The sequence below is a fragment of the Amycolatopsis sp. La24 genome, assembly GCF_029087445.1.
Taxonomy (GTDB): Bacteria; Actinomycetota; Actinomycetes; order Mycobacteriales; family Pseudonocardiaceae; genus Amycolatopsis; species Amycolatopsis nivea.
In genome coordinates, this window is the sequence record NZ_JARACH010000004.1 from 156,583 (window position 1) to 181,639 (window position 25,057).

Genomic DNA, 25,057 nt, shown 5'->3' on the forward strand with positions numbered 1-25,057 from the left:
AACCGGGCTTCGCCCGCCCAGGTCCGCCTCCCCCGCCGACACAGATACGCCTCGCATGCAAAGGGTGCCGTGCCACCGCAACGCCGACAGACAACAAGTGCCACGAGTGCGGCGAACGCTTCTAGCGCAACGACCAGACCCGGCACTGCTCAGGGTCATGCCTCTCCTTCAGCGAGCCTCTCCCCCACCCTACGGGCGAATCCGGGCGCCAACGCCACCACGACCACAGCCAGCACCAGCACCCCGCCCGCTACCACCGGGAACCATCGCGGCGGGCCCTCGGTCGGGTACGGCACGACGTTGACATACACGGTGTAGCCGAGCAGCACCAGTGCACCGATCGGGAACACCAGATGCCACCACGGCACGCGCATCCGTCGCCGGACGAACAACAGCAGGATCGCGCCGACTGTGGTGAGCAGGTAGATCACCAGCAACAGCAGGGTTCCGATGGATCCGGCCCACGAGAAGGTGTCGTCCGCGGTCGCGCCGAAGAACACCGCGCACACCAAGATGATCAGCGCCGCCGCGAGTGCGACCACGGTTACCGCGACGGCGGGGATGCCCTTGGCGGAGATCCGGCCGATGCCGCGGCCGTCGAAAGCGTCGCGGCCGAGGGCGAACAGCAAGCGCGAGCCGCCGACCACGCAGGCCAGGCAGCAGCCGAACGCGCTGATCGCGGCACCCGCGCTGATGACGTCGCCGACCCACGGGCCGACGAAGCGGCTGCCCAGGTCGCCCAGCAGCGATGGGGAGTCGTGGAACGCGGTGGCGTTGCCGCCGAAGGCCATCATCTCGACGGCGGTCACGAGGACGAAGTAGGCGCCGCCAAAGATGGCCGTGCCGAGGATCGCGCGCGGGATGTTGCGGCGCGGGTCTCGGGTTTCCTCGCCGAGCGTCGCGGCGGCCTCGAACCCGGCGAACGACAGGAAACCGAACACCGCGCCGAGGAAAATGCCGGAGATTCCGGTGTCCGGCACGAAAACCTGGAGGGTGAAGCGGCCGCTGGGGGCGTCGCCCGCGATCAAGCGGACCAGGATGACCACGGTGACCAGCAGGATGAGCGCGATGGTCGCGCCCTCGACGGCGAGCAGCGTGCTGGTGCCGCGGCGGGCCGGGGCGACCGCGAGCAGCCAGCTGCCGATCAGCGCGACCGCGGTCAGCACGAACGGCCCCCACGACGGCGGATGCGGCCAGATCCCGACCTGCGTCAGGAACGCCGTGCCCAGCACGCCCGCGGCGGAACTGGTGACCACGGCGTAGAAGGTGTACGTGCCGAGAAGCCCGATCCCGGACACCACGCCCGCGCGCGGGCCGAGGGTCGCGCCGACGAAAGCGTAGACCGATCCGGCGTGCTGGTAGTGCCGGCAGAGCTGGACGAAGCCGTACGCGACCAGCAGCACTCCCGCCGCCGAAAGCAGGAACGCCAGCGGCACCGCGCGTCCGGCGGCCGCGGCTGTTTGCTGTGGATTGATGTTCGCGGCCATGCTGGGTGCCATGAGCGCGACGGACAACCCGACGGCCTGCCAGACTGAGAGGGTGCGCCGCAATTCGGGACGGTCTCCGGACACGGATGCGCTCCTTTCCCCGCGGAGTACACAGTGAACATCCGAGGCGGCGCGGACAACCAGCGCCGACTGGCTGAACCTCGTCCGGTATCGAAGGAGCGCGCCTTGCCGTCCACCCCCTCGCACCTCGACCGCGACCGGCTCGCGGAACTCGGTGCTGCCGCCGCCGGCCGGATGAAGGAAGCGGGCGTCGAGCTCGTCGCGCTGAGTTTCGTGGACAACTCCGGGATTTCGCGGGTCAAAGCCGTCCCGGTGGCGAGGCTGGCGACGGTCGCGGCGTGGGGCGTCGGCGCGTCCAATTCCTTCGACTTCTTCCTCGGCACCGACAGCATCGCGAACGGCGAGCACTCCCTCGGCCCGGTCGGCGACCTGCGGCTGCATCCCGACCTCGACGCGCTTACCGTCCTCGCCGCCCAACCCGGCTGGGCGTGGGCCCCGGCGTGGCGGTACGACCAGGACGGACAGCCGCACCCGCAGGACACGCGCGCGCTCGCCGCGACCGCCGTGGCCCAGCTCGCCGACCGCGGCCTGACCGCGCGGATGGCGTTCGAACTGGAGTGGATCGCGACCGACGCGGACGGGGTCCCGCTCCCCGGACCGGCTTACGGATACTCCCGGTTGAGCGCGAACCACGAGTACCTGCGTGCTCTTGTGTCCACTTTGGAGCGTTGCGGGGTGACGGTGGAGCAGATCCACCCGGAGTACGCGGCGGGCCAGTTCGAGCTGTCGATCGCGGCGACGGACCCCTTGCGGGCAGCCGATTTTGCCGTGCTGACAAGGGAAACCGTGCGGACGGTGACCGCCGCGCACGGGTTGCGCGCGTCGTTCACGCCGAAGTTCGAACCCGGCGGCGTCGGCAATGGCGGGCACGTGCACTTGAGTCTTTGGGACGGCGACCGGAATCTGTGCGCGGGCGGGACCGGCGCGTTCGGGTTGACCTCGACCGCGGAATCCTTCGGTGCGGGGATTTTCCGCCGGTTGCCCGCGTTGCTGGCGGTGGGCGCGCCGTCGGTGGTCAGCTATCTGCGACTGGAACCGCACCATTGGGCAGGCGTGTTTACCGCGTGGGGACTGGAAAACCGCGAAGCACCGCTGCGGCTGATCCGCGGCGCGGCCGGACAGCGCGACACGGTGGCGAATCTGGAAGTGAAGTGCTTCGACCTCACCGCGAACCCGTACCTGGTGGTGGCTGGCCTGCTTTTCGCCGGACTGGCGGGGATCGATGCCGAGGCGCGCCTGCCGGAACCGGTCAGCGTGGATCCAGGCTCGCTCTCCCCTGCTGACGCCGCCGCGGCCGGAGTCGCCCGGTTGCCGAAGTCGTTGTCGGAGGCGGTCGACGCGTTCGAGGCCGACGACGTGCTGCGGACGGCGTTCGGACCCCAGCTGGCCACCACGTTGGCGGACGTGCGCCGCGCCGAGGTGGCCGAGCTGGGGTCGCTGGAGGACGCCGAATTGTGCCGGGCAATGCGTTTCCTGCACTGAACCCGCTCAACGAAGCAGGGCCGCCACCCGGGACTGCAATTCCGGCAGCATCGCGTACAGCTTGTCGCCCGGGCAATCCGTGTTGTAGAAGTCGCGGTGTCCCTTGATTTCCTTCACCGGGATGCCGTACTGGCGGCACACATACGCCACGAACACCACCAGCGAATCGAACTGTGCCTTCGGCGGGGCGACCTGCATGTAGGTGCCCTCGTTCTCGATGCCGATCGCGTTGTCGTTCTGGCCCGGGCAATGCGCCGCGCGGACGATCTTTTTGCCGCTGCGCAACGCGTCCAGGCTGCCGTGGCGGCCTTCGAGACGGTAGCCGCCGCGGGAGACCGTGAAGTGCTGGCCGGTGTCGGACCAGCCGTTGTTGTCGATGTGGTCAGCCTGGTCGTCGCGCGCGACCTGGAACGCGTGCTCGAGCGAGTAGTCGGTGCTGTTGGGGCAGTCGATGTGGTGGATGAGCACGCGGTTGGCGGGATGGTCGAGCGTGGTGAGCGGATCCGCGGGCGGGCGCGCACCCCATTCGGCACAGCTGTAGATGCGCGGCGCGTCGGCGGCGTCCGCGAGACCGGGCAGCACGAGCCCCGCCGCCGCGGCAGCGCTCACGCCGGCCGCCCCGCGCAGGAACGTCCTCCGGGGAACTTGTCCGATGTCGAAAGCCATGCGCCGCACTGTGCGCGGACGGCGTACACGATGCGTACAACTGGCCGCTCAAGCCCGCAGATCCAGCTCCGCGGGGAACGGTTCGGCCAGGGTGAGCACCCCGCCTTCGCTCTTCGCGTGCGGCAGGTAGTCGCCGTCGGAAAGCGCGTAGACGGTGGCGGCTTCCTGCTCCGGGTCGACGAGCAGGTAGTACGGGATGAGGGCTTCGGCGTAGAGGGCTTTCTTGAAGATCCGGTCCTGCACCCTGGTGGAGGGCGATTCGATCTCCGCGGCCAGCAACACCTCGGACGCCGGGTACCAGGTCGTCGCGACGTCCGGGCAGGTGACGATCACGAAGTCCGGGATCAGCAACCGGCTTTCCCCGCAGCGGACAGCCACGCCGGGGAGCAGTTCAGTGCCCTTCGGCAAGACTGGCACCACTGCGAGCTGCAATCGCTGCAGCCACTGCTGATGGAGCGCGGTCGGAGCCGGACCCATCACCAGGGTCCCATCGACTCCTTCGATCCGATTGCCGAGGAGCTGTTCGTTCGGCAGGGCGAGTACTTCTGCCAATCCGGGAGCTTCACTGAGAGTGCTGTCGCTGGTCTGCATACCGAGAGAGTACGAACGACCACCGACAGTTTCCGGCGACCGACCCGCGATCAGGCCGGAGCGACCGCCTCGCGCACGCCCTTCGCCAGCTCCGCGGCCAGCTTCGCCACGCCGTCCGGACCGTCCGCCGCGGCTGTGACCAGCGCCGACCCGACGATCACCGCGTCCGCGAACCCGGCCACCTGCGCCGCCTGCTCGCGCGACCGGACCCCGAGGCCGACGCCGATCGGCAGCTCCGTGTGCGCACGGGTCCGCCGCACCAGGTCCTCCGCGTGCACACCCACCGCGTCGCGGGCGCCGGTCACGCCCATCACCGCGGTCGCGTACACGAAGCCCGACGAGGCCGCCGTGGTCTTCGCCAGGCGCTCCTCCGACGACGACGGCGCGACCAGGAAGATCCGGTCCAAGCCGTGCTCCTGAGACGCGGCCATCCACTCGTCCGCCTCGTCCGGGATCAGGTCCGGCGTGATCAGGCCCAGCCCACCAGCCGACGCCAGGTCGCGCGCGAACGCGTCGACCCCGTAGCGGTGCACCGGGTTCCAGTACGTCATCACTACCGCGCGACCGCCGCGCGCGGACACCGATTCCACGACCTCGAACAGCTGCTTCAGCCGGAATCCGCTGGCGAGCGCCGATTCGGCGGCCGCCTGGATGGTGGGGCCGTCCATGACCGGGTCGGAGTACGGGACGCCGACCTCGACCAGGTCCGCTCCGCCGTCGATCGTCGCGGCCAGCAGGTCCTTCGACCCGTCCACGGAGGGGAATCCGGCGGGCAGGTAGCCGACCAGCGCGGCCCGGTGTTCCGCCCGCGTCGCCGCGAACAGCTCGTCGAGGCCGCTCACTTGCCCTCCCCGTCCACGAGCCCGAACCACTGGGCCGCGGTGTCCATGTCCTTGTCGCCCCGGCCCGACAGGTTGACCACGATCAGCCCGTCCGGGCCCAGCTCGCGGCCCAGTTCCAGGGCCCCGGCGAGCGCGTGCGCCGATTCGATCGCCGGGATGATGCCCTCGGTGCGCGACAGCAGCCGGAAGGCGTCCATCGCGGCCGCGTCGGTGACCGGGCGGTACTCGGCGCGGCCGGAGTCCTTGAGCCACGCGTGCTCCGGGCCGACGCCCGGGTAGTCGAGCCCGGCGGAGATCGAATGCGATTCGACCGTCTGACCGTCCTCGTCCTGCAGCAGGTACGACATCGCGCCGTGCAGGTTGCCCGGGCTGCCCTTGGTGAGCGTCGCGCCGTGCCGGTTGCCCTCGATGCCCTCGCCGCCCGGCTCGAGGCCGACCAGCCGCACCGACGGGTCGTCGTAGAAGCCGGAGAAGATGCCGATGGCGTTGGACCCGCCGCCGACGCACGCCGCGACGACGTCCGGCAGCCTGCCCGCCTTCTCCAGGATCTGGGCCCGCGCCTCCTCGCCGATGACGTGGTGGAAGTTGCGCACCATCATCGGGAACGGCGACGGACCGGCGGCGGTGCCGAAGAGGTAGTGCGTGGTGTCGGCGTTGGTGACCCAGTCGCGCAGCGCCTCGTTGATCGCGTCCTTGAGCGTGCGCGACCCGGTCTTCACCGGGATGACCTCGGCGCCGAGCAGCTTCATCCGCGCGACGTTCAGCGACTGCCGCTCGGTGTCGACCTCGCCCATGTACACGACGCAGTCCAGACCCAGCAGCGCGCACGCGGTGGCCGTGGCGACGCCGTGCTGGCCCGCGCCGGTCTCCGCGATGACGCGCTTCTTGCCCATCCGCACGGTGAGCAGCGCCTGGCCCAGCACGTTGTTGATCTTGTGCGAACCGGTGTGGTTGAGGTCCTCGCGCTTGAGGAACACCCGCGCGCCGCCGGCGTGCTCGCCGAACCGCTTGGCCTCGGTGAGCAGCGACGGACGGCCCGCGTACTCGGTGAGCAGCCGGTTCAGCTCGTTGGTGAACGCGGGGTCGTGGCGGGCCTTCTCGTACTCCGCCGCGACCTCGTCGACCACGCCGATCAGCGCTTCCGGCATGAACCGGCCGCCGTACGGGCCGTAGTAGCCGCGTTCGTCCGGGTCGTGCTTGCTTCGTTCGGTCACCGCGAGGGCCTCGGGCAGGCGGGGTGCGAACCGGCGGTGACGAGCTTGACGACCGCGCCCTTCGGGTCTCCGGACGCGACCAGGCCCTCGCCGACGAGCACCGCGTCCGCGCCGTGGCCGGCGTACGACATCAGGTCGCCCGGGCCGCGGACGCCGGACTCGGCGACCTTGAACACGTCCATCGGCAGGCCGGGCGCGAGGCGGGAGAACACGTCGCGGTCCACTTCGAGGGTGTGCAGGTTGCGCGCGTTGACGCCGATGACCTTCGCGCCCGCTTCGAGCGCGCGGTCGGCCTCCTCGGCGTTGTGGATCTCCACGAGCGCGGTCATGCCGAGCGATTCGACGCGGTCGAGCAGCGCGGCGAGCGCGTTCTGCTCCAGCGCGGCGACGATCAGCAGCACCATGTCCGCGCCGTGCAGCCGGGCCTCGTGCACCTGGTACGGGCTGACGATGAAGTCCTTGCGCAGCACGGGAATGTCGACCGCGGCGCGCACCGCGTCGAGGTCGGCGAGCGAGCCGCCGAAGCGGCGCTGCTCGGTGAGCACGCTGATCACGCGCGCGCCGGCGTCCTCGTAGTCGCGGGCCAGCGCGGCCGGGTCGGGAATCGTCGCCAGCTCGCCCTTGGACGGGCTGCGCCGCTTCACCTCGGCGATGACGCCGATGCCGGATTCGCGCAGCGCGGACATCACGTCACGCGGCGGTACGGCCTTGGCCGCCCTTGCCTTCAGTTCGTCGAACGGCAGCGCGGATTCCCGCTGCGCGAGGTCCTCGCGCACGCCGGCGACGATGTCTTCGAGCACGCTCATCGGACGCCCCTACTCGCTGCCGCACTCCTGGGTCCACTCGCAAGCTCGCTCACAAAAACCTTCCCCTTCCCGCCGAAACGATGCTAACCCCCGCTCGATGACCGGCCGGTTCCGGGTTGCTCAGCGCCGCGGATCCGGCGGATCGGTCGGGTCGTCCCCCTCCGACAACGCCTCCCACAGCTCGGTGTCCGGATCCTTGCGCGCCGCCTTGGCTCCCGGCGCGGCGTAACGGGCCCCGAGCTTCCGCGCGGCGCCCGCCCACTTGATCGCTGCCAACCCGCCGAGCGCGACGAGAATTCCGCCGAGCACGGCGATCAGGTGGCCGAGCACGATTTCCGTGCCCGGCAGCCCGGGTGCGAAGCCGCCGAACTTGATCCCGTCGACGCCGTTCCAGACGCCCGCCGCACCGGCGAGCACCAGCACGATCCCGAGCGCCCGGCGCAGCCAGCCGCCGGTCGCGACCGCCCCGGCGACGCCCGCGAGCGCCAGGAGCGCCAGCGGCACGAGCGCGGTGGCGCGCTGTTCGCCGGGTTCGGTGTACAGGACGGTGCCGCGCACGCCCTCGTCGCGGAATTCGGCGAACCACACCATCCGGGACGCTCCCCACAGCGCCAGCGCGCCGAGCAGGAGGGCGAGAATGATCGTCCACAATGGACGCTTCGCCTTCGCCCCGTTCGCGGGCCGGGCTTCCGGGCCCGCCGCTTCCGCCTCGGCGCCGCCGCGCCGTGGTTCCGCCTCGCCGGACTGCTCAGACACCGGCCGCGTCCTCAGCCGGGTCCAGCTCCCCCGCCGGGATCATCGTGCCCGCCGCGGCGATCGCGGACAGCACGGTGCGGGCCTTGTTGAGCGATTCGGTGTCCTCGTAGTCCGGGACCGAGTCCGCGACCACGCCGCCGCCGGCCTGGACGTACGCGGTCCCGTCGCGCATCAGCGCGGTGCGGATGGCGATCGCCGTGTCCGCGTCGCCGGCGAAGTCCAGGTAGCCGACCACGCCGCCGTACAGCGCGCGGCGCACCGGTTCCAGCTCCTCGATCAGCTGCATCGCCCGGACCTTGGGCGCGCCGGAAAGGGTGCCCGCCGGGAAGCAGGCCGCGACCGCGTCGAACGCCGTGGCGTCGTCCTTCAGCTCGCCGGTCACCGTGGACACGATGTGCATGACGTGGCTGTAGCGCTCGATCTGGAAGAAGTCGACCACGTGCACGGTGCCCGGTTTGCAGACCTTGCCGAGGTCGTTGCGGCCGAGGTCGACGAGCATCAGGTGCTCGGCGCGTTCCTTCTCGTCCGCGAGCAGGTCCTTGGCCAGCTGCGCGTCCTCCTCCGGATCCGCGCCCCGCCAGCGGGTTCCCGCGATGGGATGCGTGGTGGCGCGGCCGTCGCGGACGGTCACCAGCGATTCCGGGCTGGAGCCGACGATGTCGAAGCCCTCCAGCCGCAGCAGGTACATGTACGGGCTCGGGTTGGAGGTGCGCAGCACGCGGTACACGTCGAGCGCGTCGGCCCCGGTCTCGATCTCGAATCGTTGCGACGGCACGACCTGGAACGCTTCGCCGGCCTTGATCGCCTCGACCGCCTTGTCGACCGCCGCGTGGAAGTCTTCCTTGCTGCGGTGGCGGCGGAATTCCGGCGCGGGACGGTCGAACGTCGCGACCGTGGGCGGCGCGGGCACCCGCAGCTGCTCGGTCATCGCGGACAGCCGGGCCAGCGCGTCGTCGTAGGCGGCGTCCACGCGCTCGGCCGAGTCGTCCCAGTTGACCGCGTTGGCGATCAGCGTGACGGTGCCCTCGTGGTGGTCGAACGCGGCGAGGTCGGTGGCGAGCAGCATGGTCAGCTCGGGGATGTCGAGGTCCCGTTCGGCCAGCTCGGGCAGCTTTTCCAGCCAGCGCACGGAATCGTAGCCGAGGTAGCCGACCATCCCGCCGGTCAGCGGGGGCAGGCCGGGAAGCGGTTCGGTGTGCAGCGCCTCGACGGTCGCGCGCAGCACCTGCAGCGGGTCGCCCTCGGCGGGCAGGTTGTCCGGCGGGGTGCCGGTCCAGACCGCCTTGCCGTCGCGCACGGTCAGCGCGGCCGGGCTGCGCACGCCGACGAACGACCAGCGCGACCACGATTTCCCGTTCTCGGCCGATTCGAAGAGGAACGTGCCGGGCCGGTCGGCGGCGAGCTTCCGGTAAATCCCCAGCGGGGTCTCGCCGTCGGCGAGCACCCGGCGCACCACGGGGATCACGCGGCGGCTCTCGGCCAGCGCGCGGAACTCGGCGCGGGACGGGCTGACCGGGCCGGGCCCGGCCGTGGACGTGGCTGCTGAGCTGACCATGCGTCTCATTGTGCCGCTACGCCCGGGTGCGCCGGTCAGCGGGCTCTCAATTCAATGACTGTTGAATTCGAGGCGGCGACCGGTCAAGATGGTCCGGTGAGCACCGAAGACACTACCGCGCGCCGCCGCGGCCGCCGCCCCGCTGGTCAGGACACCCGTGCGGTGCTGCTCGAAGCGGCCCGCGCGGTGTTCGCCGAGAACGGCTACGAACGCGCGACGGTCCGCTCGATCGCCGCGCGCGCCGGCGTCGACGCGGCCATGGTCAACCACTGGTTCGGCGGCAAGGAGGGCCTGTTCGCGCAAGCGGTGCTGAAGCTGCCGTTCGAACCGGCGGAGCTGGTCACGGTCCTGCGCGCCGGCCCGGTCGAGGAACTGGGCACCCGGATCGTGCACACGTTCCTGACCCGCTGGGACGGCGTCGGCGGCGACACGTTCCAGGCGCTGATCCGCAGCATTGCCAGCCACGAGGCGGCGAGCACCGTGCTGCGCGAGTTCTTCTCCGGGTTTTTCACCGGACTGCTGAGCGACCTCGGCGGCGACCGTCAGGAGCTGCGGGTGGCGTTGTGCGCTTCGCAGTTGGTGGGGGTCGGGTTGATCCGGTACGTGGCGCGGTTCCCGCCGATGGTGGAGGCGGAGGTGGACACGCTGGTCACGGCGGTGGCGCCGACGTTGCAGCGTTATCTCACCGGGGACATCGACTAGCGCGACAGCAGCAGGAAAACCAGCGCCAGCACGCCGGGCAGCACCTGCACGAACAGAATCCGCTTCGACGCCGTCGCGGCCCCGTACAGACCGGCGACGATCACGCACGCCAAGCCGTACAGCTTCAGCTGGAAACCCGCCGGGTCGGCCGCGATCAGGCCCCAGATCAGCGCGGCGGCGAGGAATCCGTTGTACAGCCCCTCGTTCGCGGCCAAAGTCTTGCTCTCGCGGGCGAATTCCTCGGTGGTGCCGAACGCCGCGCGCGCCCGCGGCGTGGTCCACAGGGCCATCTCCAGCACCACGATGTACAGGTGGATCAGGGCGACGAGCCCGATCAGCACGTTCGCGACGACGGCCATCACGCGTTCTCGTCCGCGAGCAGCAGCCGGTCGTCGGTGTCGAAGCACGTGTGCGTGCCGGTGTGGCAGGCCGGGCCGGTCTGGTCCACGCGCAGCAGCACCGTGTCGCCGTCGCAGTCGATGCGGACTTCGCGGACGTGCTGGACGTGGCCCGAGGTCTCGCCCTTCACCCACAGTTCCTGCCTGCTGCGCGACCAGTACGTGCCGCGGCGCGTGGTGAGCGTGGATTCCAGCGCGTCGTCGTTCATCCAGGCCATCATCAGCACGTCGGACGTCGCGTGGTCCACCACGACCGCGGCGATCAGCCCGTCCGCGTTGCGCTTGATCCGGGCGGAAAGTTCCGGCGAGAGGCTCATCGCACGACCACCCCTCCGGTGCGCAGCGCGCCCTTCACGTCGCCGATCGTCAACTGTCCGAAGTGGAATACGCTCGCCGCGAGCACCGCGTCCGCGCCCGCTTGCACGGCGGGCAGGAAGTGCTCGGTCGCGCCCGCGCCGCCGCTGGCGATCACCGGGACCCGCACCGCCTTGCGGACCAGGTCGATCAGTTCGAGGTCGAAGCCGGTTTTGGTGCCGTCGGCGTCCATCGAGTTGAGCAGGATCTCGCCCACGCCGAGTTCCTCGCCGCGCGCGGCCCACTCCACCGCGTCGATGCCGGTGCCGCGCCGGCCGCCGTGCGTGGTGACCTCGAAACCGGACGCGGTCGGTTCGCTGCCTTCGGGCACTCGGCGGGCGTCGACGGACAGCACGACGCACTGCGCCCCGAACCGGCGCGACGCCTCGCGCAGCAGCTCCGGGCGGGCGATCGCGGCCGTGTTGATGCTCACCTTGTCCGCGCCGGTGCGCAGCAGCCGGTTGACGTCGTCGGTGGAGCGCACGCCGCCGCCGACGGTGAGCGGGATGAAGACCTGCTCGGCGGTGCGGCGGACCACGTCGAAGGTGGTTTCGCGGTCTCCGGAGGACGCGGTGACGTCGAGGAAGGTCAGCTCGTCGGCGCCTTCGGCGTCGTACCGGCGCGCGAGCTCCACCGGGTCGCCCGCGTCGCGCAGGTCGGCGAAGTTGACGCCCTTCACGACCCGGCCCGCGTCGACGTCGAGACAGGGAATCACCCGAACCGCCACAGCCATGCCCGCCAGCCTAGTCGGCCGCCCGGGCAGGCCCGCCGCGACGGCTTCGTCACCAATTTGCGGATCCGAAGCATCAAAACCGGCCCCTCGCGCGTCTGATGATCGTGACCACCGGTTTCGACGATTTCGTGGCGGAACGCCTCGACGGGCTGCTGCGCTACGCGACCGTTCTCGCCGACGACCCGCATCTGGCGCAGGACATCGTCCAGGACGTGCTCCTGCGCGCGCAGCAACGCTGGTCGAAGATCGAATCGCCGCCCACCTACGTCCGCCGGATGATCACCAACGAGTACCTGTCGTGGCGCCGCCGCGCCGCCCGCCGCGTGGTCCCGTCGAACCACACGGTGCTCGACGCGCTCGGGCCGCCGACCGCCGATCCCAGCACCGCCTACGACGAACGCGACGAAATGCTCGCCCTGCTGGCCACGCTGCCGCGGAAACAGCGCGCCGCGGTCGTCCTGCGCTACTACGAGAACTACACCGACGCCGAGATCGCGGATTTCCTCCGCTGCGGCGTCTCGACCGTGCGCAGCCAGATCTCGCGCGCGCTGGCGACGCTGCGCGCCGGAATGCCCTCGTTGCCGGCCGCCCTCACCACCGGAGCAGGAGAATGACCCCCTCGAACGAGACCGAGACGCTGGTGCGCGACAGCCTCGAACGGCTCGCCGAGCGGGCACCGGACGGCAACCAGGTGCTCAACGCGCTCGCCCGGGCCCGGCAACGCCGACGCCGTCCTCGCCTCGCGCTGGCCGCCGCGGCCGCCGCGGTGATCGCGGTCGCCGCCGGGGTGCCGCTGGTGGTCGAAACGGTCGCCGAAGCGCCCGCGCAGCTCACGCCCGCCGCCGGACGGCCGGTGCTCGCGTACACGCCAGGCTGGCTGCCGGACGGCTTCACGGAGCAGTACCGCTCCGGCGGGCCCGGAACGACCGCGCAGGTGCGGCAATGGCAGTCCGGCGCGAGCCGGGTGGAACTCGCGGCGCACTCGACGGCCGATCCGGAATGGGCGCAGACCGCACTGCGCATCTCGGCGGTGAAGGACCAGGTCGTGGTGCACGGCCGGATCGCCATGGTGACCGGCCCGAGCGACACGATCGCCACGCTTACCTGGATGCCGGACAACCGCTACGTGCTGACCGCCAAGGTGGAAGGCGTCCCGGACGCGCGCGAGGCGGCCCAGCAAGTAGCCGATTCCGTGACCGTCGAACCAGTCCGGGTCCGCGGCGAGGCGCGCTTCGGGCCGCTGCCCGCCGGTCTGCACGAAGAGGCCACGACCGTTCGCGGCACCAGTTCCGACAACGCGACGACCGTGCTCGACGCGAGCGGCCCGAGCGGCAAGGTGCGCGCGACGATCAGCGGCGGCTCCCCGGCGCTCAGCGGGTCCGGGCCGGTGCAGGTGCGCGGCCTCCCCGGCGCTTACGTGCCCGCCTCCGGACCGGCCGACGCGCAGGTCACCGTGCGATTGTCGACCGGGCGATGGCTGACCGTTTCCGGCCGCTTGCCGCGCGAGCAGCTGGTCGCGGTGGCGGACGGGATCGTGCTCGATTCGGCACCGGAATACGGATGGCTGGGAACCCGCTGACCGCTACCGTGAAGCCATGTCCGAACTGGGGGAGTCTCGGAGCACGCTTTCGCGAGTGGCGTACGCCGTCGGGCTCGGCGCCGCGATCATCGCCGTTCTGGTGGCCTGGTGCGTGGGTGCCAATTACCTCGCCCAGCTCACTGCGAGCGAGCAGCTGACCTGCCGGTTGCGCCAGCTCGTGCCGTGGTCCGGCCTGGGCGTGACGCTGTGGCAGGTCAGTTCCCTCTTGCTGTTCCTGCTCGCCGGAGCCGGGATTTCCGCGCTCCTGGGGCGAATCGGGAGCCGAAAGACGGCGCTCGGCGTGTGTGCGGCCGTGGTCGTGCTGTTCACCTGGGGCTATGTGGCGGCGACGCACGTGGTGATGGAGAAGGTGGCCGGCCACGGCACCTCGGTCGCCGTGCCGACGACGCCCGGCTCGCCGCAGCCCGCCGACCGCTGCCAAGGACTGTGACGCCGTCTACCGTAGGGCTATGTCCGAACTGGAGCGTCTCGGCGCCGAGAAGTACGTCGTGCTGACCACTTTCCGCCGCGACGGCCGCGCGGTCCCGACCCCGGTGTGGGCCTCCCGCGACGGCGACGAGCTGGTCCTGTTCTCCGAACGCAACGCGGGCAAGGTCAAACGCATCCGCAACAACGGCGACGTCCGGCTGCAAGCCTGCGACGTCCGCGGCCGCCGAGTGCACGGCGCCGAAGTCAGCGGCACCGCCCGGCTCCTCGACACCGCCGACAGCGACCGCATCCGCGGGGTCATCGCCCGCGACTACGGCCTCGTCGGACGCGTGACCATGTTCTTCAGCCGCCTTCGCGGCGGACCCGAGCGGACGATCGGGATCGCGATCAAAATCGCCGAGTAAGTCACCGGGCCTCTTCACGGAGCCGGGCGCCCATCGCGGCCGAATCGTGGTTCGGTCCGCAGCCCTCCACCAGGATCACGTCGCCCACCAGATGATCGGTGCGCAGGTGCAGGATCTTGCGGTAGTCCGCCGACGCGTACCACTGCTCGGCGGCGGCGAAATCGGGAAATTCGAGCACCACGGTCGCGCCCGGCCAGGTGCCTTCCAGTACGCGGGTATCCCCGCCGTGCACCAGGAACCGGCCCTCGAACGGGTCGAGCGTCGCCTGGATCAGTTCCATGTACTCGTAGACCTCGGGGTCCACGGTTCCCGGCTGGCGCAGGTGGGCGATGGCGTAGGCGGTCATGTCAGCTCCTTGGCTCGATTCCGTTGTCTGCCAAGCAATCCTGTCCGTTCCCGGGAATGGAGTCGATTACCTCGCGGGTAATCGTTCAGCCGCCGTAACGGGCGGTCAGCTCGCGTCCGATGCGGGCGAGTTCGGCGCGGACCGAGTCCGGTTCCACCACCTCGACCAGGTCTCCCCACCCCGCCAGTTGCTCCGCGATCGAACGCACCCAGTGCGCCGCCACCTTCACTTGTACCCGGCCGTCCTGCTCCCCGAGCACCTCGCAATGCCGCCCGAAATGGGACCGCAGAGTACCGCGCGTCGATCAGGACGGTGGCCGACACGAGCGAGCGCCGCTGCTCCATCTCCTCCACGACCCTGGCCCACTGTTCGCGGAGGTCGAAGTCGTCCGGCCGCTGCGAAGGCAGGTCCGTGGTCGTCGCCGCCGACATCCGGTCGACGCGGAAAGTCCGTTGTCCCGCAGGGGTTCCCGCGATGAGATACCAGACGCCGTCCTTGTCGGCGAGGCCGTACGGATCCACTAAGCGGTCCTTGCCGCTGTAGTCGAACCGCACCTTGCGCCGCTGCACCACCGCCTGTTGGAGGGGTTGGACGAGCGCGGGCGGTTCGCGATCCTGCTCGCCCCACCCCGCCGGATCGGACACGACAGCCCGCGCGGCGGCTTCGGCGTCGGCCCGGAACGTGGCGGGCAGTGCGCGGACAAGCTTGCGCAGCGCGGACGACAGTTCCGGACCACCGGACGCCGCCGGCCCCAGCATCAAGAACAACGCCTGCGACTCGGCCGCGGTCAGCCCGCTGAGGTCGGTGCGCGCCCCGCCGACGAGCGACCAGCCGCCGCCGCGTCCGGGCTGCGGATAGACCGGGATGCCGGCCGCCGACAACGCCTCCAGGTCGCGGCGGGCCGTGGCTACGGAGATCTCCAGGTCCTCGGCCAGTTCGGCAGCGGTCACCCGGCCGCGGGCCTGAAGCAGCAGGACGGCAGCGACGAGACGGTCAGCGCGCATGGTTGGGATTCTCTCTCTAAAAGTGCTCAGAAGATGAGCACTTTGGCGGAGAAGCTAGTCCCACAACCGAGCAGACAAGGATTCAGAGATGCTTCGAGGACTCAGCACCGTCACCTTCGACTCCCCCGACTTCGACGCGGCGAAGCGCTGGTACACCGACCTTTTCGGCGTCGCGCCATACCTGGACACCTCGGCGTACCTGGAGTGGCGCATCGGCGATTACCAGCACGAATTCGGCATCATCCACAGCTCGTACGCCACCAGCGAGCTGTCCCGGACCGCCGATCTCGCCACTGTCGGACAGCCCGCGGGCGCGGTCGTGTTCTGGCACGTCGAGGACGTCCCCACGACGCTGGAGCGAGTCGTCGCGATGGGCGCGAAGGTCCACGACGCCCCGCGCGACCGCGGCACCGGGTTCATCACCGCGTCGGTGATCGACCCGTGGGGCAACGTCCTCGGCCTGATGTACAACCCGCACTACGTCTCGATCCGCGAAACGCTGGTGCGGGCATGACGATCTTCGCCGACGCCGCGGCGTGGCGGAACTGGCTGGCCGAGCACCACGATTCCGCCGCCGAGGTCTGGGTGGTGCTGGCGAAGAAGGGCGCGCCCGGCCTCACCTACGAGCAGGCGCTGCGAGAAGCGCTCTGCTACGGCTGGATCGACGGCCTGACCCGCCGCCGCGACGACTCGACCTACACCCAGCGGTACACGCCGCGACGGCCGAAAAGCCCGTGGTCGCCGCGAAATCTCGCCCGGGCCGAGCTGCTCCGGCAGGAGGGCCGGATGCGCCCGGCCGGGCAGCTCGCGCTCGACCGGGCCGCGATTCCGGTGTGATGTCCGGTGCTCGCCGACGATTCCCGCTTTCAGCGGACGGCGGCGAGGGCTTCCGGGAGGGTGAAAGCGCCCGCGTACAGCGCCTTCCCGACGATCGAGCCTTCGACGCCGTCCGACGCCAGCCCGGCGAGCGCCCGCAGATCGTCCACACTGGACACTCCGCCGGAGGCGATCACCGGGGCGTCGGTGCGGGCGGTGACCTCGCGCAGCAGGTCCAGGTTCGGGCCGCGCAGGGTGCCGTCCTTGCTCACGTCAGTGACGACGTACCGGCTGGCCCCGTCGCGGTCGAGCCGCTCCAGGACCTCCCACAGGTCTCCGCCGTCGGACGTCCAGCCGCGCGCGGACAGCCGGTGCCCGGCCTCGGTGATCCGCACGTCGAGCCCGATCGCGACGCGGTCGCCGTATTCGGAGACGACCTTCGCCGTCCAGTCCGGGTCCTCGAGCGCGGCGGTGCCGAGGTTGACCCGGCGCGCGCCGGTGGCGAGCGCCGCCTCGAGCGACGCGTCGTCGCGGATGCCGCCGGACAGCTCCACCTGCACGTCGAGCCGCTTGACGACGTCGGCGAGCAGCTCGCGGTTGCTGCCCTTGCCGAAGGCCGCGTCGAGGTCCACGAGATGGATCCACTCGGCGCCGTCGCGCTGCCACTGCAGCGCCGCCTCGAGCGGGCTGCCGTAGGAGGTCTCGGTGCCCGCCTCGCCCTGGACGAGTCGGACCGCCTGGCCGTCGGCAACATCAACTGCGGGAAGGAGCGTGAAAGTCACGCGCACAGCCTAAGCGGCGCGGCCGGGCGCACCTTCCGGGGGATATCCGCGCGGCCGGACGGCCTCGGCGACCTGGCGATGCGGCGCACGCCACGGACCGGCGAAGTGAGCGGCGGCACAGTCGCCTCCTGACGGAAACTCCCGGCTAGGCCAGCGTGCCCAGCCAGTTGCGCAGCAGCTGCGCACCCGCGTCCCCGGACTTCTCCGGGTGGAACTGGGTGGCCCACAGCGGCCCGTTCTCCACCGCCGCGACGAAGTCCTCGCCGTGGTTCGCCCAGGTCACCTTGGGCTGCTGCCCGGCGAGGCCGGAGTCCAGTTCCCACTTCCGCGCCGCGTAGGAGTGCACGAAATAGAACCGCTCGTCCGGGTCGATCCCGGCGAACAGCTGCGAATCGGCGGGCGCGCGGACGGTGTTCCAGCCCATGTGCGGGAGCACGTCGGCGTGCAGCCGCTCGACCGTGCCCGGCCATTCGCCGGTGCCCTCGGTCTCCTCGCCGTGCTCGACGCCGCGCGAGAACAGGATCTGCATGCCGACGCAGATGCCCAGCACCGGGCGTCCGCCCGCCAGCCGCTTGCCGATGATCCGGTGCCCGTGCACGCCCAGCAGCCCGCTCATGCACGCCGAGAACGCGCCGACGCCGGGCACCACGAGGCCGTCGGCTTCGAGCGCGGCATGCGGGTCGGCGGTGACTTCCACGTCGGCGCCCGCGCGCGCGACGGCGCGTTCGGCGGAGCGGAGGTTTCCGGAGCCGTAATCGAGGATCACCACACGAGACACGCCCCGAGCCTAGCCTCCCGGACAATTTCGTTCCGAGCCCGTTTCGTTCTCGCCCCGAACGGGTACCCACTGGGCTATGTGCGGGTGCCGCCGGCGCCCCCGGACCCGGAAAGAGGACGAAATGTCCGAGTCCGATCTGCTCTGCCGGATGTTCCAAGCATGGCGGGAAGACATCGACAGCGTGCCGTTCCCGCAGTTCAGGGAGCTGACCATCCCGCTGCAGAAGACCCGCGCGGAGATCGACCTCGCGCGCCAGTCGACCGCGCGCACGGTGAACCCCGTGCGGCGCGCCGACAGCGGCTGGTGACCCCGGGCGGTTGCCCGTTGCCGGGGTCTCTCCTCATCCGGTGAAGAATTCCTTGAGGGACAACGCGATCGAACCCGCGTCGAGCCCGTGCACGAGATCGTGGTCGGCGAGCGTGCCGTAGATCCGCACCTCGGCGTCCCGGCGGGTGCCGAGGTTCAGCAGCCGGTGCGGCCGGTCCGCGAGCGCGTCGGCGACGCAATGCGCGGAGGTTCCCTTGAGGTACGGCTCCACCAGCGCCACATCAGCCACCTCCGGCATCGCGGCGCGCAGCCCTTCGGCGTCGAACGGGCGCACCGTCGAGGTGTAGAGCACCGTCACGTCCATGCCCTCGGCCGCCTCCAGCACCCGGTCCAGCATCGGCCCGACCGCGATCACCACGCCGCGCGTGCCCTGGCGGATCGTCTGGAGCCCGACGCCGAGGTGCGGCTCGGAATTCTCCTGCGCGGACAGCCGCAGGTACGTCCGGCTGTCCCCGGGCACCGAGTCGAGCAGCAGCCGCCGCGCCTCCTCGGGATGCCCGGGCACGTGCACGTACCAGCCGGGCAGGGAATCGATCAGCGCGACGTCGCCGGGAGCCTGGTGCGTTCGGCCTTCCATCGGCATGTCGTAGGAAGCGCCGTACGACACCAGCACCGCGCCGAGGTCCTGATGGCTGAGGTCCAGTTTGATCTGCTCGAACGCGCGCTCCACGAGGAACGCGTTGAAGGTGTGCACGATCGGCCGGAGCCCGGCGAGTGCGAGGCCGGCGCCGGTGCTCACGAGCAATTGCTCGCGGATCCCGACGTTGATCACCCGGTCCGGATGCCGTCGCGCGGCCTCGGCGAGCGACGCGGCCGAGATGTCGGCGAGGACGATCGCCACGTCCTGGTCGCGGTTGACGATTTCCTCGGCGGTGGTCAGGAAGGTGTCCCGCATGTTCGGCATCAGTGCGCGCCTTTCGGTTCCACGACGGCGACGACCGCGAGCGGCCGTCCGGGATGGGGGGTGGTGAACGCGTCGTACAGCGCTTCGTGGTCGCGGCCGGAGACCGTGCGCACGGCCCAGCCCTCGGTTTCGAAACGGCGCGCGATGCCGCCTGGCCAGCCGTGCGTCGAGGATTGGTTGTCCACGACCACCGTGGTCAGCTTGTCGAGCCCGAGCCGTGCGGCGACGACGATCGCCTCGTGGTTGGAGCCTTCGTCGAGTTCGGCGTCGCCGACGAGCGTGACGATGCGCGAGCGGAACCGGCGGGCGCGCAGGCCGAGTGCGGTGCCGACGGCGATAGGCAGGCCGTGCCCGAGCGAACCGCTGGAGATTTCGACGCCGGGCGCGCGGACGCGGTCGGGATGGTGGCCGAGCCGCGAACGCGCCGAACTCCAGCCGGCGAGTTCGTCCTCGTCCAGCCAGCCTTTCGCGACGAGCACCGCGTAGTACGCCATCGGGCCGTGCCCCTTGGACAGCAGGAACCGGTCGCGGCCCGGCTGCCGGGCGGTGTCCGGGCCGAGGTCGAGGACCCGGTCGAACAGCACCCAGAGGACGTCCATTGTGGACTCCGCGGCCGCGTGGTGTTTGTCGTCGCCGGTCATCAGCGAGATCAGCCGGGGCAGGTCCGCGCAGCCCGGCTCGTGCGTCGTCGTGGTCATGGTCCCGACCATGCAACCTCGACCAAACTGAAGGTCAAGCGCTAACCTGGACTAATGACGAGGTTGGCGGACAAGCTGAGCATCGGCCAGGTCGCGGAACGCAGCGGGGTCCCGCACACGGCACTGCGGTTCTACGAGGAGCGCGGCCTGATCACGTCCGAGCGCTCGGCGGGCAACCAGCGCCGCTACGCGCGTTCGGTGCTGCGGCGGATCGCGTTCATCCGCGCCGCGCAACGGGTCGGGCTGTCGCTGGAAGACATCAGCGCGGCGTTGGAGACGCTCCCCGCCGACCACGCGCCGACGAAGGCGGACTGGGCCCGGCTGTCGCGCGAATGGCAGACCGAACTCGACGCCCGGATCGACGCGTTGCAGCGGCTGCGCGACCGGCTGACCGGATGCGTCGGCTGCGGATGCCTGTCGCTGCGCAGCTGCGGCCTGTACAACGCGGACGACGAGCTCTCCCGGTTCGGGCCCGGAGCCAGCAAGCTCCGCCCGGTGCTGGAGGGCGGCATCTGAATTCCGTTGCGCGCCAGTGCTTCGGTGTGGGTTACTACGGGCAGAGATGAACGAGAAAAATCGAACCCGGGTGTCCAAACGGCTGTCCCGGCACCTGCGCCACGACCCCGGCGGACTCGGCCTCACCCTCTCCCCTGGCGGCTGGGTTCCGGTCGACGAGCTCCTCGCGGCACTGGCCCGGAACCGGTTCCCGGTGAGCCGCGCGGAGCTGGACGAGGTCGTCGCGAACTGCGCCAAACAGCGGTTCGCCTTCGACGAGACGAGGACGTTGATCCGCGCCAGCCAGGGACACAGCGTCCGGGTGGATCTGGAACTGGCGGACGCGCCGCCGCCGGAAATCCTCTTCCACGGCACGGCGACGCGGTTCCTGCCCTCGATCCAGGCGGAGGGATTGCGCCCGATGAAGCGGCACGCGGTGCATTTGTCGGCGACCCGCGAGACGGCGTGGAAGGTCGGTTCGCGGCACGGGAAACCGGTCGTGCTCACGGTGGCGGCCGGGGAAATGGCCGCGCGCGGGCACGTGTTTCAGGTGAGCGACAACGGGGTGTGGCTGACTTCGGCGGTTCCGGCGGAGTTTCTGACGGCGCCCGAGTAGCGCATACTGAACGGGTCGCGCCCGAGGAGGTGGCCATGCCGGACTACACGATCGTCCAGTGCAGCGAAGGCCATTATTTCTCCACGATCTGGCTGCCCTTGGTGTCGTTCAAGGCGATCCGGCTCGGCGACCGCCGGCTGCAGCGCTGCCCGGTGTGCCGCCGTTTCCGCTCTGTCGTCCGGGTTCCCGCGGATCAGTTGACGGCCGAGGAACTGCGCGCGGCTGAAGCGCTGAAGGACTCCCGGCTGCCGTAACCGACCGCCTCGGCGAGTTTCCGGGTGCGGACGGTGCGGAGGTACGTGGGCGCTTCCGCGGTTCAGCCGGTTTCGCCGACCCGGCACAGGATTTCCCCGTGCGGGATCGAGAACCAGCCGTCCGGATCGGCCGCCCACGCACGCCACGCGGCGGAGATTTCGCGGAGGTCTTCCGCGGACGCGTGTCCGCCCGCCACGGCTTGTTCGGCGATTTTGGAATCCAGGATCCGTTCCGCCCACATGCCGCCCCACCACGCGCGTTCCTCGGGCGTGGAATGACACCAGATCGAGGCGCTCGGCTTGACGTCGCGGGCGCCCGCGGCGTGCGCCCAGGCCAGCAATCGCCGTCCCGCGTCCGGCTCGGCGCCATTGCCGTGCGCGACCGCGCGGTAGACCTCGAGCCAGCGGTCGAGCCGCGAATCCGCCGGCCACCAGAACGCCGCGGCGTAGTCGGTGTCGCGCGCGGCGACCACACCACCGGGCTTCGCCAGCGCCAGCATGTGCCGCAGCGCTTCCACCGGTTCGGTCAGGTGCAGCAGCACCTGGTGCGCGTGCACGACGTCGAACCGGCCGACCGCCGGGGCCGCGGTGATGTCGGCGCGCTCGAACCGGACGTTGGACACGCCTTCGCTCCGCGCGTGCGCCCGCGCCTGCTCCAGAACGGCTTCCGACACGTCGATGCCGACGACCTCGCCCGGAGCCACCCGGCGGGCGAGATCCACCGTGATCGTCCCGGGGCCGCAGCCGACGTCCAGCACGCTGCGCCCGGGAAGCAGCTCCGGTGCGAGGTAGGCCGCCGAATTGTCGACGGTTCGCCAAACTTGCGACCGTACAACGCTTTCCGCGTGCCCCTGCCCGTAAGCGCTATCCGAAGACATGCTTCGAGGTTAGGAGCCTCGTCCCAGATACTGCAACAGGATTCTCAGTTCTTGAGATTACCTCGAGTGCTCAGCAGACCCGGCGGCGCGGCCTGCCCAGCAGCCGCCGCCCCACTCCGACCAGTTCCTGGCGGAGCGTTTCGTCGTCCACCTCGGCCAGATCAGGCGCGCCGCCCGCCATCGCGATGCCGGTAAACGCCACGATCGCCGTCACGCGAGCGGTCACGTCCGGCTCCGGCTCCCCGGCCACGATCGAGATCAGCGCCTGTTTGAACCCTTCGACGCCGTGCCGCGATTTCGCGAGCGCCGCGTCGATGCCCGGGTCGCTGGAGAACAGCGCGACCAGCACCCGGTGTCGCACCACAAGATCGACGAAACCGTCCAGCAGATGGTCCACGCGCGCGCCGTGGCGGCGGTGCTTCGCCGCCTCGACGACCAGTTCGTCCAGTTCCCGGATGCCCGGTTCCGCGACCGCCTCGGTGATCTCCGACTTCGTCTTGAAGTGGTAGTACACCGCGGCCTTGGTGACGCCCAGCTCGTCGGCGATCATCTGCAGCGACGTGCCTTCCACGCCGTGCTCCGAAAACAGCCGCAGCGCGGTGGCGAGCAGCCTGGTCCGGGTGTCCGCGACCGGTTCGACGGTCGTCATCGCGCCCTCCTCGTCAAGCGGAGTGCGCTGCTCCGCAGCACATCATCGTACTTGCCGGGCGACTAGTCCGAAACTTGCCGTGCGGCTAGTCACATCCTAGCCGATCGACTTGGCAGCCCCTTGCCGAACGGCTAGCTTCGAAAGGGCGATTCCCAGTGCGGAGAGCCCGCTTCGGGCGCGAAACGGAGACGACTCGTGGCACCCTTCCTGTACCGGCTCGGCAGGCTGTCGTTCCGCCGCCGGGTCCTCGTGGCGGCGGTCTGGGCGCTTGTCCTCGCGGCGGTGGGCGCGGGCGCGCTCACGCTGTCGGGCAAGCTGTCCGATTCGGTGACCATCCCCGGCACCGAATCCCAGCAGGCGATCGACCGGCTGGCCGAGCACTTCCCGCAGGCCGCGGCGGGCGGCGGCACCGCGCGCGTGGCGATCGCCGCGCCGGAGGGGCACAAGGTCACCGACCCGGCGGGGCAGGCGGCCGTCGAGTCGGTGGTGGGCAAGCTGAAGTCCGCGCCGAAGGTGGCCGCGGTGGTCGACCCGTTCCAGGCGAAGTCGGTGTCCCCCGACGGCCGGGTCGCGCTCGCGCAGGTGAGCTACCAGGTGAAGGGCTTCGAGCTCAGCGATTCCGACCGGTCCGCACTGCTGGCGACCGGTGATCACGCGAAGCAGCTGGGATATCAGGTCGAGTACGGCGGCGACGCGGTGCAGGGCATCCCGGCGACCGGAGCCACCGAAGGCCTCGGCGTCGCGGTCGCGGCGGTCGTCCTGATCATCACCTTCGGTTCGCTGCTGGCCGCCGGGATTCCGTTGCTGACCGCGCTGATCGGGGTCGGCGTCGGGATGGCGGGCATCATGCTGGCGTCCGGCTCGCTGGAGCTGAACTCCAACACTCCGGTGCTGGCGTTGATGATCGGGCTCGCGGTGGGCATCGACTACGCGCTGTTCATCGTCTCCCGTTACCGGCACGAACTCGCCGAGGGCCGCGAACCCGAGGAAGCCGCCGGCCGAGCCGTTGGCACCGCTGGTTCCGCGGTGGTGTTCGCCGGGCTGACGGTGATCATCGCGCTCGCCGGGCTGACCGTCGTCGGTATTCCGTTCCTCGGCCAGATGGGCGTCGCCGCCGCGGCGACCGTCGTGATCGCCGTGCTGATCGCGTTGACGCTGCTGCCCGCCGTGCTCGGCTTCGCGGGTGCCCGGGTCGCCAGCAGCAAGATCCGCGTGCGCCGCCGCACCGAGGGCCCGACGCATGGCGAGCGCTGGGCGCGTTTTGTTGCGCGGCACCGGGTTCCGGTCCTGCTGACCGCGCTGGTCGGGTTGGCCGTGGTCGCGGTTCCCGCGCTGAGCATGCAACTCGGCCTGCCCAACGACTCGACCGCCGCGCCGGACACCACCCAGCGCAAGGCCTACGACCTGGTCAGCAAGGGATTCGGCGAGGGCGCGAACGGACCGCTGCTGGTCGTCGTCGACACCGGCCCGAACCACAATCCGGCCGCGTTGAAGCAGGCCGCGGCGGACATCGGCAAGCTGCCGGACGTCGCCGCGGTGACGCCGCCCCGGGTCAACCCGGCCGGGGACACCGCGGTGCTCACGGTGATCCCGAAGAGCGGCCCGAGCAGCACGCAGACCGAAGACCTCGTGTCCGCGATCCGCGCGCAATCCGCGCCGTTGCAGGAAAACACCGGCGGCAGCCTCGCGGTGACCGGCCAGACCGCGGCCAACATCGACGTGTCGCAGAAGCTGTCCGACGCGATGCTGCCCTACCTCGCGCTGATCGTCGGGCTGGCGTTCCTGTTGCTGATGCTGGTGTTCCGCTCGGTCGTGGTGCCGCTGAAGGCGACGCTCGGCTTCCTCGGCTCGGTGGTCGCGACGTTCGGCGCGGTGGTCGCGGTGTTCCAGTGGGGCTGGCTCACCGATCTGCTCGGCGTCGCCTCGACCGGCCCGATCATGAGCATGCTGCCGATCCTGCTGATCGGCGTCCTGTTCGGGCTCGCGATGGACTACCAGGTGTTCCTGGTGACCCGGATGCGCGAGGAGCACGTGCACGGAGCCGAACCGCAGGAGGCGATGGTGACCGGGTTCCGGCACGGGGCGCGGGTCGTCGTGGCGGCGGCGCTGATCATGATCTCGGTGTTCGCCGGGTTCGTGCTGGCGGAGTCGGCCCTGATCCAGTCGATCGGGTTCGCGCTGGCCTTCGGCGTGCTGGTGGACGCGTTCGTGATCCGGATGACCATCGTGCCCGCGGTGATGTCCCTGCTCGGCCGCGGCGCGTGGTGGCTGCCCAAGTGGCTCGACCGGATCCTGCCGAACGTCGACGTCGAAGGCGAAGGCCTCGTCCGCGAACTCGGCACCCGCGGCGACGACGAACGCGAGCTGACTCGAGTCTGAGTTTTTGTCGGTGGTGGTTCGTACCCTGGTT

31 protein-coding genes and 1 pseudogene are annotated in these 25,057 nt (G+C 70.6%); 13 read left to right on the forward strand and 19 right to left on the reverse strand.

Annotation, left to right across the window (positions count from 1 at the left end; translation table 11 throughout):
- Positions 1 to 155: 155 nt before the first annotated feature.
- Entirely contained in the window at positions 156 to 1,571 is a 1,416-nt protein-coding gene (locus PUT80_RS07405) for an APC family permease (protein WP_275291486.1), read from the reverse strand.
- A 171-nt stretch (positions 1,572 to 1,742) separates the two neighbouring features.
- Here PUT80_RS07405 and PUT80_RS07410 point away from each other — a divergent pair, with 171 nt between their 5' ends.
- Positions 1,743 to 3,050, forward strand: a complete 1,308-nt coding sequence (locus PUT80_RS07410) for a glutamine synthetase family protein (protein WP_343076874.1) — start codon at positions 1,743 to 1,745, stop codon at positions 3,048 to 3,050.
- 6 nt (positions 3,051 to 3,056) lie between these two features.
- Here the strand turns inward: PUT80_RS07410 and PUT80_RS07415 are convergent, their stop codons facing one another.
- The 7 genes from PUT80_RS07415 to PUT80_RS07445 form a co-directional block, all read right to left on the reverse strand.
- Positions 3,057 to 3,716 carry a peptidoglycan recognition family protein gene (locus PUT80_RS07415; RefSeq protein WP_037809668.1) on the reverse strand — a complete coding sequence of 220 codons (660 nt, stop codon included), beginning with the start codon at positions 3,714 to 3,716 and terminating at the stop codon, positions 3,057 to 3,059.
- 48 nt (positions 3,717 to 3,764) lie between these two features.
- Positions 3,765 to 4,307, reverse strand: coding sequence for a Uma2 family endonuclease (locus PUT80_RS07420; RefSeq protein WP_275291489.1), 543 nt, complete (start codon positions 4,305 to 4,307; stop codon positions 3,765 to 3,767).
- A gap of 50 nt (positions 4,308 to 4,357) precedes the next feature.
- Positions 4,358 to 5,149: a tryptophan synthase subunit alpha gene (gene trpA / locus PUT80_RS07425; RefSeq protein WP_275291490.1), complete on the reverse strand. Its 792-nt coding sequence runs from the start codon at positions 5,147 to 5,149 to the stop codon at positions 4,358 to 4,360.
- The gene (gene trpB, locus PUT80_RS07430; RefSeq protein WP_037809661.1) at positions 5,146 to 6,381 is read right to left on the reverse strand and encodes a tryptophan synthase subunit beta; all 1,236 of its coding nucleotides are present in this window, start codon (positions 6,379 to 6,381) and stop codon (positions 5,146 to 5,148) included. Before trpB ends, trpA begins: the two co-directional genes overlap by 4 nt.
- Entirely contained in the window at positions 6,360 to 7,169 is an 810-nt protein-coding gene (trpC, locus tag PUT80_RS07435; RefSeq protein WP_043828938.1) for an indole-3-glycerol phosphate synthase TrpC, read from the reverse strand. Before trpC ends, trpB begins: the two co-directional genes overlap by 22 nt.
- A 120-nt stretch (positions 7,170 to 7,289) precedes the next feature.
- Entirely contained in the window at positions 7,290 to 7,808 is a 519-nt protein-coding gene (locus PUT80_RS07440; RefSeq protein ID WP_051728716.1) for a Trp biosynthesis-associated membrane protein, read from the reverse strand.
- Positions 7,809 to 7,917: 109 nt separating this feature from the next.
- Entirely contained in the window at positions 7,918 to 9,480 is a 1,563-nt protein-coding gene (locus PUT80_RS07445; RefSeq protein WP_275291492.1) for an anthranilate synthase component I, read from the reverse strand.
- Between the two features lie 96 nt (positions 9,481 to 9,576).
- Here PUT80_RS07445 and PUT80_RS07450 point away from each other — a divergent pair, with 96 nt between their 5' ends.
- Positions 9,577 to 10,182 (forward strand): TetR family transcriptional regulator, encoded by a 606-nt coding sequence (locus tag PUT80_RS07450; RefSeq protein WP_275291493.1) that lies wholly within the window; start codon positions 9,577 to 9,579, stop codon positions 10,180 to 10,182.
- Here PUT80_RS07450 and PUT80_RS07455 read toward each other — a convergent pair.
- From PUT80_RS07455 to hisF, 3 genes are read right to left on the reverse strand one after another with little or no spacing between them, the layout of a single operon-like run.
- Positions 10,179 to 10,541, reverse strand: a complete 363-nt coding sequence (locus PUT80_RS07455; RefSeq protein ID WP_275291494.1) for a DUF1304 domain-containing protein — start codon at positions 10,539 to 10,541, stop codon at positions 10,179 to 10,181. The genes PUT80_RS07450 and PUT80_RS07455 overlap by 4 nt on opposite strands.
- Positions 10,541 to 10,897, reverse strand: a complete 357-nt coding sequence (gene hisI / locus PUT80_RS07460; RefSeq protein WP_037809655.1) for a phosphoribosyl-AMP cyclohydrolase — start codon at positions 10,895 to 10,897, stop codon at positions 10,541 to 10,543. The genes PUT80_RS07455 and hisI overlap by 1 nt, the downstream gene beginning before the upstream one ends.
- Positions 10,894 to 11,667 carry an imidazole glycerol phosphate synthase subunit HisF gene (gene hisF, locus PUT80_RS07465; protein WP_037809653.1) on the reverse strand — a complete coding sequence of 258 codons (774 nt, stop codon included), beginning with the start codon at positions 11,665 to 11,667 and terminating at the stop codon, positions 10,894 to 10,896. Before hisF ends, hisI begins: the two co-directional genes overlap by 4 nt.
- A 98-nt stretch (positions 11,668 to 11,765) precedes the next feature.
- On the opposite strand from hisF, the gene PUT80_RS07470 reads away from it, so the two are divergent.
- The 4 genes from PUT80_RS07470 to PUT80_RS07485 are packed head-to-tail and all read left to right on the forward strand — an operon-like array spanning position 11,766 to position 14,100.
- Positions 11,766 to 12,281, forward strand: coding sequence for a SigE family RNA polymerase sigma factor (locus PUT80_RS07470; protein ID WP_037809651.1), 516 nt, complete (start codon positions 11,766 to 11,768; stop codon positions 12,279 to 12,281).
- Positions 12,278 to 13,246: a hypothetical protein gene (locus PUT80_RS07475; protein ID WP_275291495.1), complete on the forward strand. Its 969-nt coding sequence runs from the start codon at positions 12,278 to 12,280 to the stop codon at positions 13,244 to 13,246. The genes PUT80_RS07470 and PUT80_RS07475 overlap by 4 nt, the downstream gene beginning before the upstream one ends.
- Before the next feature lie 16 nt (positions 13,247 to 13,262).
- Positions 13,263 to 13,697: a hypothetical protein gene (locus PUT80_RS07480; protein WP_275291496.1), complete on the forward strand. Its 435-nt coding sequence runs from the start codon at positions 13,263 to 13,265 to the stop codon at positions 13,695 to 13,697.
- Between the two features lie 19 nt (positions 13,698 to 13,716).
- The gene (locus PUT80_RS07485; protein ID WP_134730359.1) at positions 13,717 to 14,100 is read left to right on the forward strand and encodes a PPOX class F420-dependent oxidoreductase; all 384 of its coding nucleotides are present in this window, start codon (positions 13,717 to 13,719) and stop codon (positions 14,098 to 14,100) included.
- Between the two features lies 1 nt (position 14,101).
- Here the strand turns inward: PUT80_RS07485 and PUT80_RS07490 are convergent, their stop codons facing one another.
- Positions 14,102 to 14,446, reverse strand: coding sequence for a DUF1330 domain-containing protein (locus PUT80_RS07490; protein WP_037809646.1), 345 nt, complete (start codon positions 14,444 to 14,446; stop codon positions 14,102 to 14,104).
- A gap of 85 nt (positions 14,447 to 14,531) precedes the next feature.
- Positions 14,532 to 15,450 (reverse strand): annotated as a pseudogene (locus PUT80_RS07495) (YafY family protein).
- Positions 15,451 to 15,538: 88 nt separating this feature from the next.
- Between PUT80_RS07495 and PUT80_RS07500 the strand changes: the two are divergent.
- Positions 15,539 to 15,964, forward strand: a complete 426-nt coding sequence (locus PUT80_RS07500) for a VOC family protein (protein WP_275291497.1) — start codon at positions 15,539 to 15,541, stop codon at positions 15,962 to 15,964.
- Complete coding sequence (locus tag PUT80_RS07505; RefSeq protein WP_275291498.1) at positions 15,961 to 16,287, forward strand: hypothetical protein; 327 nt, start codon at positions 15,961 to 15,963, stop codon at positions 16,285 to 16,287. Before PUT80_RS07500 ends, PUT80_RS07505 begins: the two co-directional genes overlap by 4 nt.
- A 29-nt stretch (positions 16,288 to 16,316) precedes the next feature.
- Here the strand turns inward: PUT80_RS07505 and priA are convergent, their stop codons facing one another.
- Together priA and hisH are read right to left on the reverse strand one after the other, a co-directional pair.
- A complete protein-coding gene (priA, locus tag PUT80_RS07510; protein WP_037370068.1) occupies positions 16,317 to 17,048 on the reverse strand; it encodes a bifunctional 1-(5-phosphoribosyl)-5-((5-phosphoribosylamino)methylideneamino)imidazole-4-carboxamide isomerase/phosphoribosylanthranilate isomerase PriA in 732 nt (243 codons plus the stop codon).
- Positions 17,049 to 17,193: 145 nt separating this feature from the next.
- Positions 17,194 to 17,817, reverse strand: coding sequence for an imidazole glycerol phosphate synthase subunit HisH (gene hisH / locus PUT80_RS07515; RefSeq protein WP_134730385.1), 624 nt, complete (start codon positions 17,815 to 17,817; stop codon positions 17,194 to 17,196).
- Positions 17,818 to 17,947: 130 nt separating this feature from the next.
- On the opposite strand from hisH, the gene PUT80_RS07520 reads away from it, so the two are divergent.
- Entirely contained in the window at positions 17,948 to 18,133 is a 186-nt protein-coding gene (locus PUT80_RS07520; protein WP_275291499.1) for a hypothetical protein, read from the forward strand.
- Positions 18,134 to 18,166: 33 nt separating this feature from the next.
- On the opposite strand, the gene PUT80_RS07525 is transcribed toward PUT80_RS07520, so the two are convergent.
- Both PUT80_RS07525 and PUT80_RS07530 read right to left on the reverse strand, forming a co-directional pair.
- Complete coding sequence (locus PUT80_RS07525; protein WP_134730369.1) at positions 18,167 to 19,057, reverse strand: transketolase; 891 nt, start codon at positions 19,055 to 19,057, stop codon at positions 18,167 to 18,169.
- On the reverse strand, positions 19,057 to 19,755 hold the full coding sequence (locus PUT80_RS07530; RefSeq protein ID WP_275291500.1) for a thiamine pyrophosphate-dependent enzyme: 699 nt from the start codon (positions 19,753 to 19,755) through the stop codon (positions 19,057 to 19,059). Before PUT80_RS07530 ends, PUT80_RS07525 begins: the two co-directional genes overlap by 1 nt.
- 54 nt (positions 19,756 to 19,809) lie before the next feature.
- Here PUT80_RS07530 and soxR point away from each other — a divergent pair, with 54 nt between their 5' ends.
- The 3 genes from soxR to PUT80_RS07545 are packed head-to-tail and all read left to right on the forward strand — an operon-like array spanning position 19,810 to position 21,120.
- On the forward strand, positions 19,810 to 20,271 hold the full coding sequence (soxR, locus tag PUT80_RS07535) for a redox-sensitive transcriptional activator SoxR (protein WP_037809633.1): 462 nt from the start codon (positions 19,810 to 19,812) through the stop codon (positions 20,269 to 20,271).
- A gap of 46 nt (positions 20,272 to 20,317) precedes the next feature.
- On the forward strand, positions 20,318 to 20,866 hold the full coding sequence (locus PUT80_RS07540; protein ID WP_275291501.1) for an RNA 2'-phosphotransferase: 549 nt from the start codon (positions 20,318 to 20,320) through the stop codon (positions 20,864 to 20,866).
- A gap of 35 nt (positions 20,867 to 20,901) precedes the next feature.
- Positions 20,902 to 21,120 (forward strand): hypothetical protein, encoded by a 219-nt coding sequence (locus tag PUT80_RS07545; RefSeq protein WP_037809631.1) that lies wholly within the window; start codon positions 20,902 to 20,904, stop codon positions 21,118 to 21,120.
- Between the two features lie 62 nt (positions 21,121 to 21,182).
- Here PUT80_RS07545 and PUT80_RS07550 read toward each other — a convergent pair whose 3' ends face one another.
- Positions 21,183 to 21,998, reverse strand: a complete 816-nt coding sequence (locus PUT80_RS07550; protein WP_275291502.1) for a class I SAM-dependent methyltransferase — start codon at positions 21,996 to 21,998, stop codon at positions 21,183 to 21,185.
- A gap of 70 nt (positions 21,999 to 22,068) precedes the next feature.
- Complete coding sequence (locus PUT80_RS07555; RefSeq protein WP_037809627.1) at positions 22,069 to 22,647, reverse strand: TetR/AcrR family transcriptional regulator; 579 nt, start codon at positions 22,645 to 22,647, stop codon at positions 22,069 to 22,071.
- A 195-nt stretch (positions 22,648 to 22,842) separates the two neighbouring features.
- On the opposite strand from PUT80_RS07555, the gene PUT80_RS07560 reads away from it, so the two are divergent.
- Positions 22,843 to 25,026, forward strand: a complete 2,184-nt coding sequence (locus tag PUT80_RS07560; protein ID WP_275291503.1) for an MMPL family transporter — start codon at positions 22,843 to 22,845, stop codon at positions 25,024 to 25,026.
- Positions 25,027 to 25,057 lie beyond the last annotated feature (31 nt).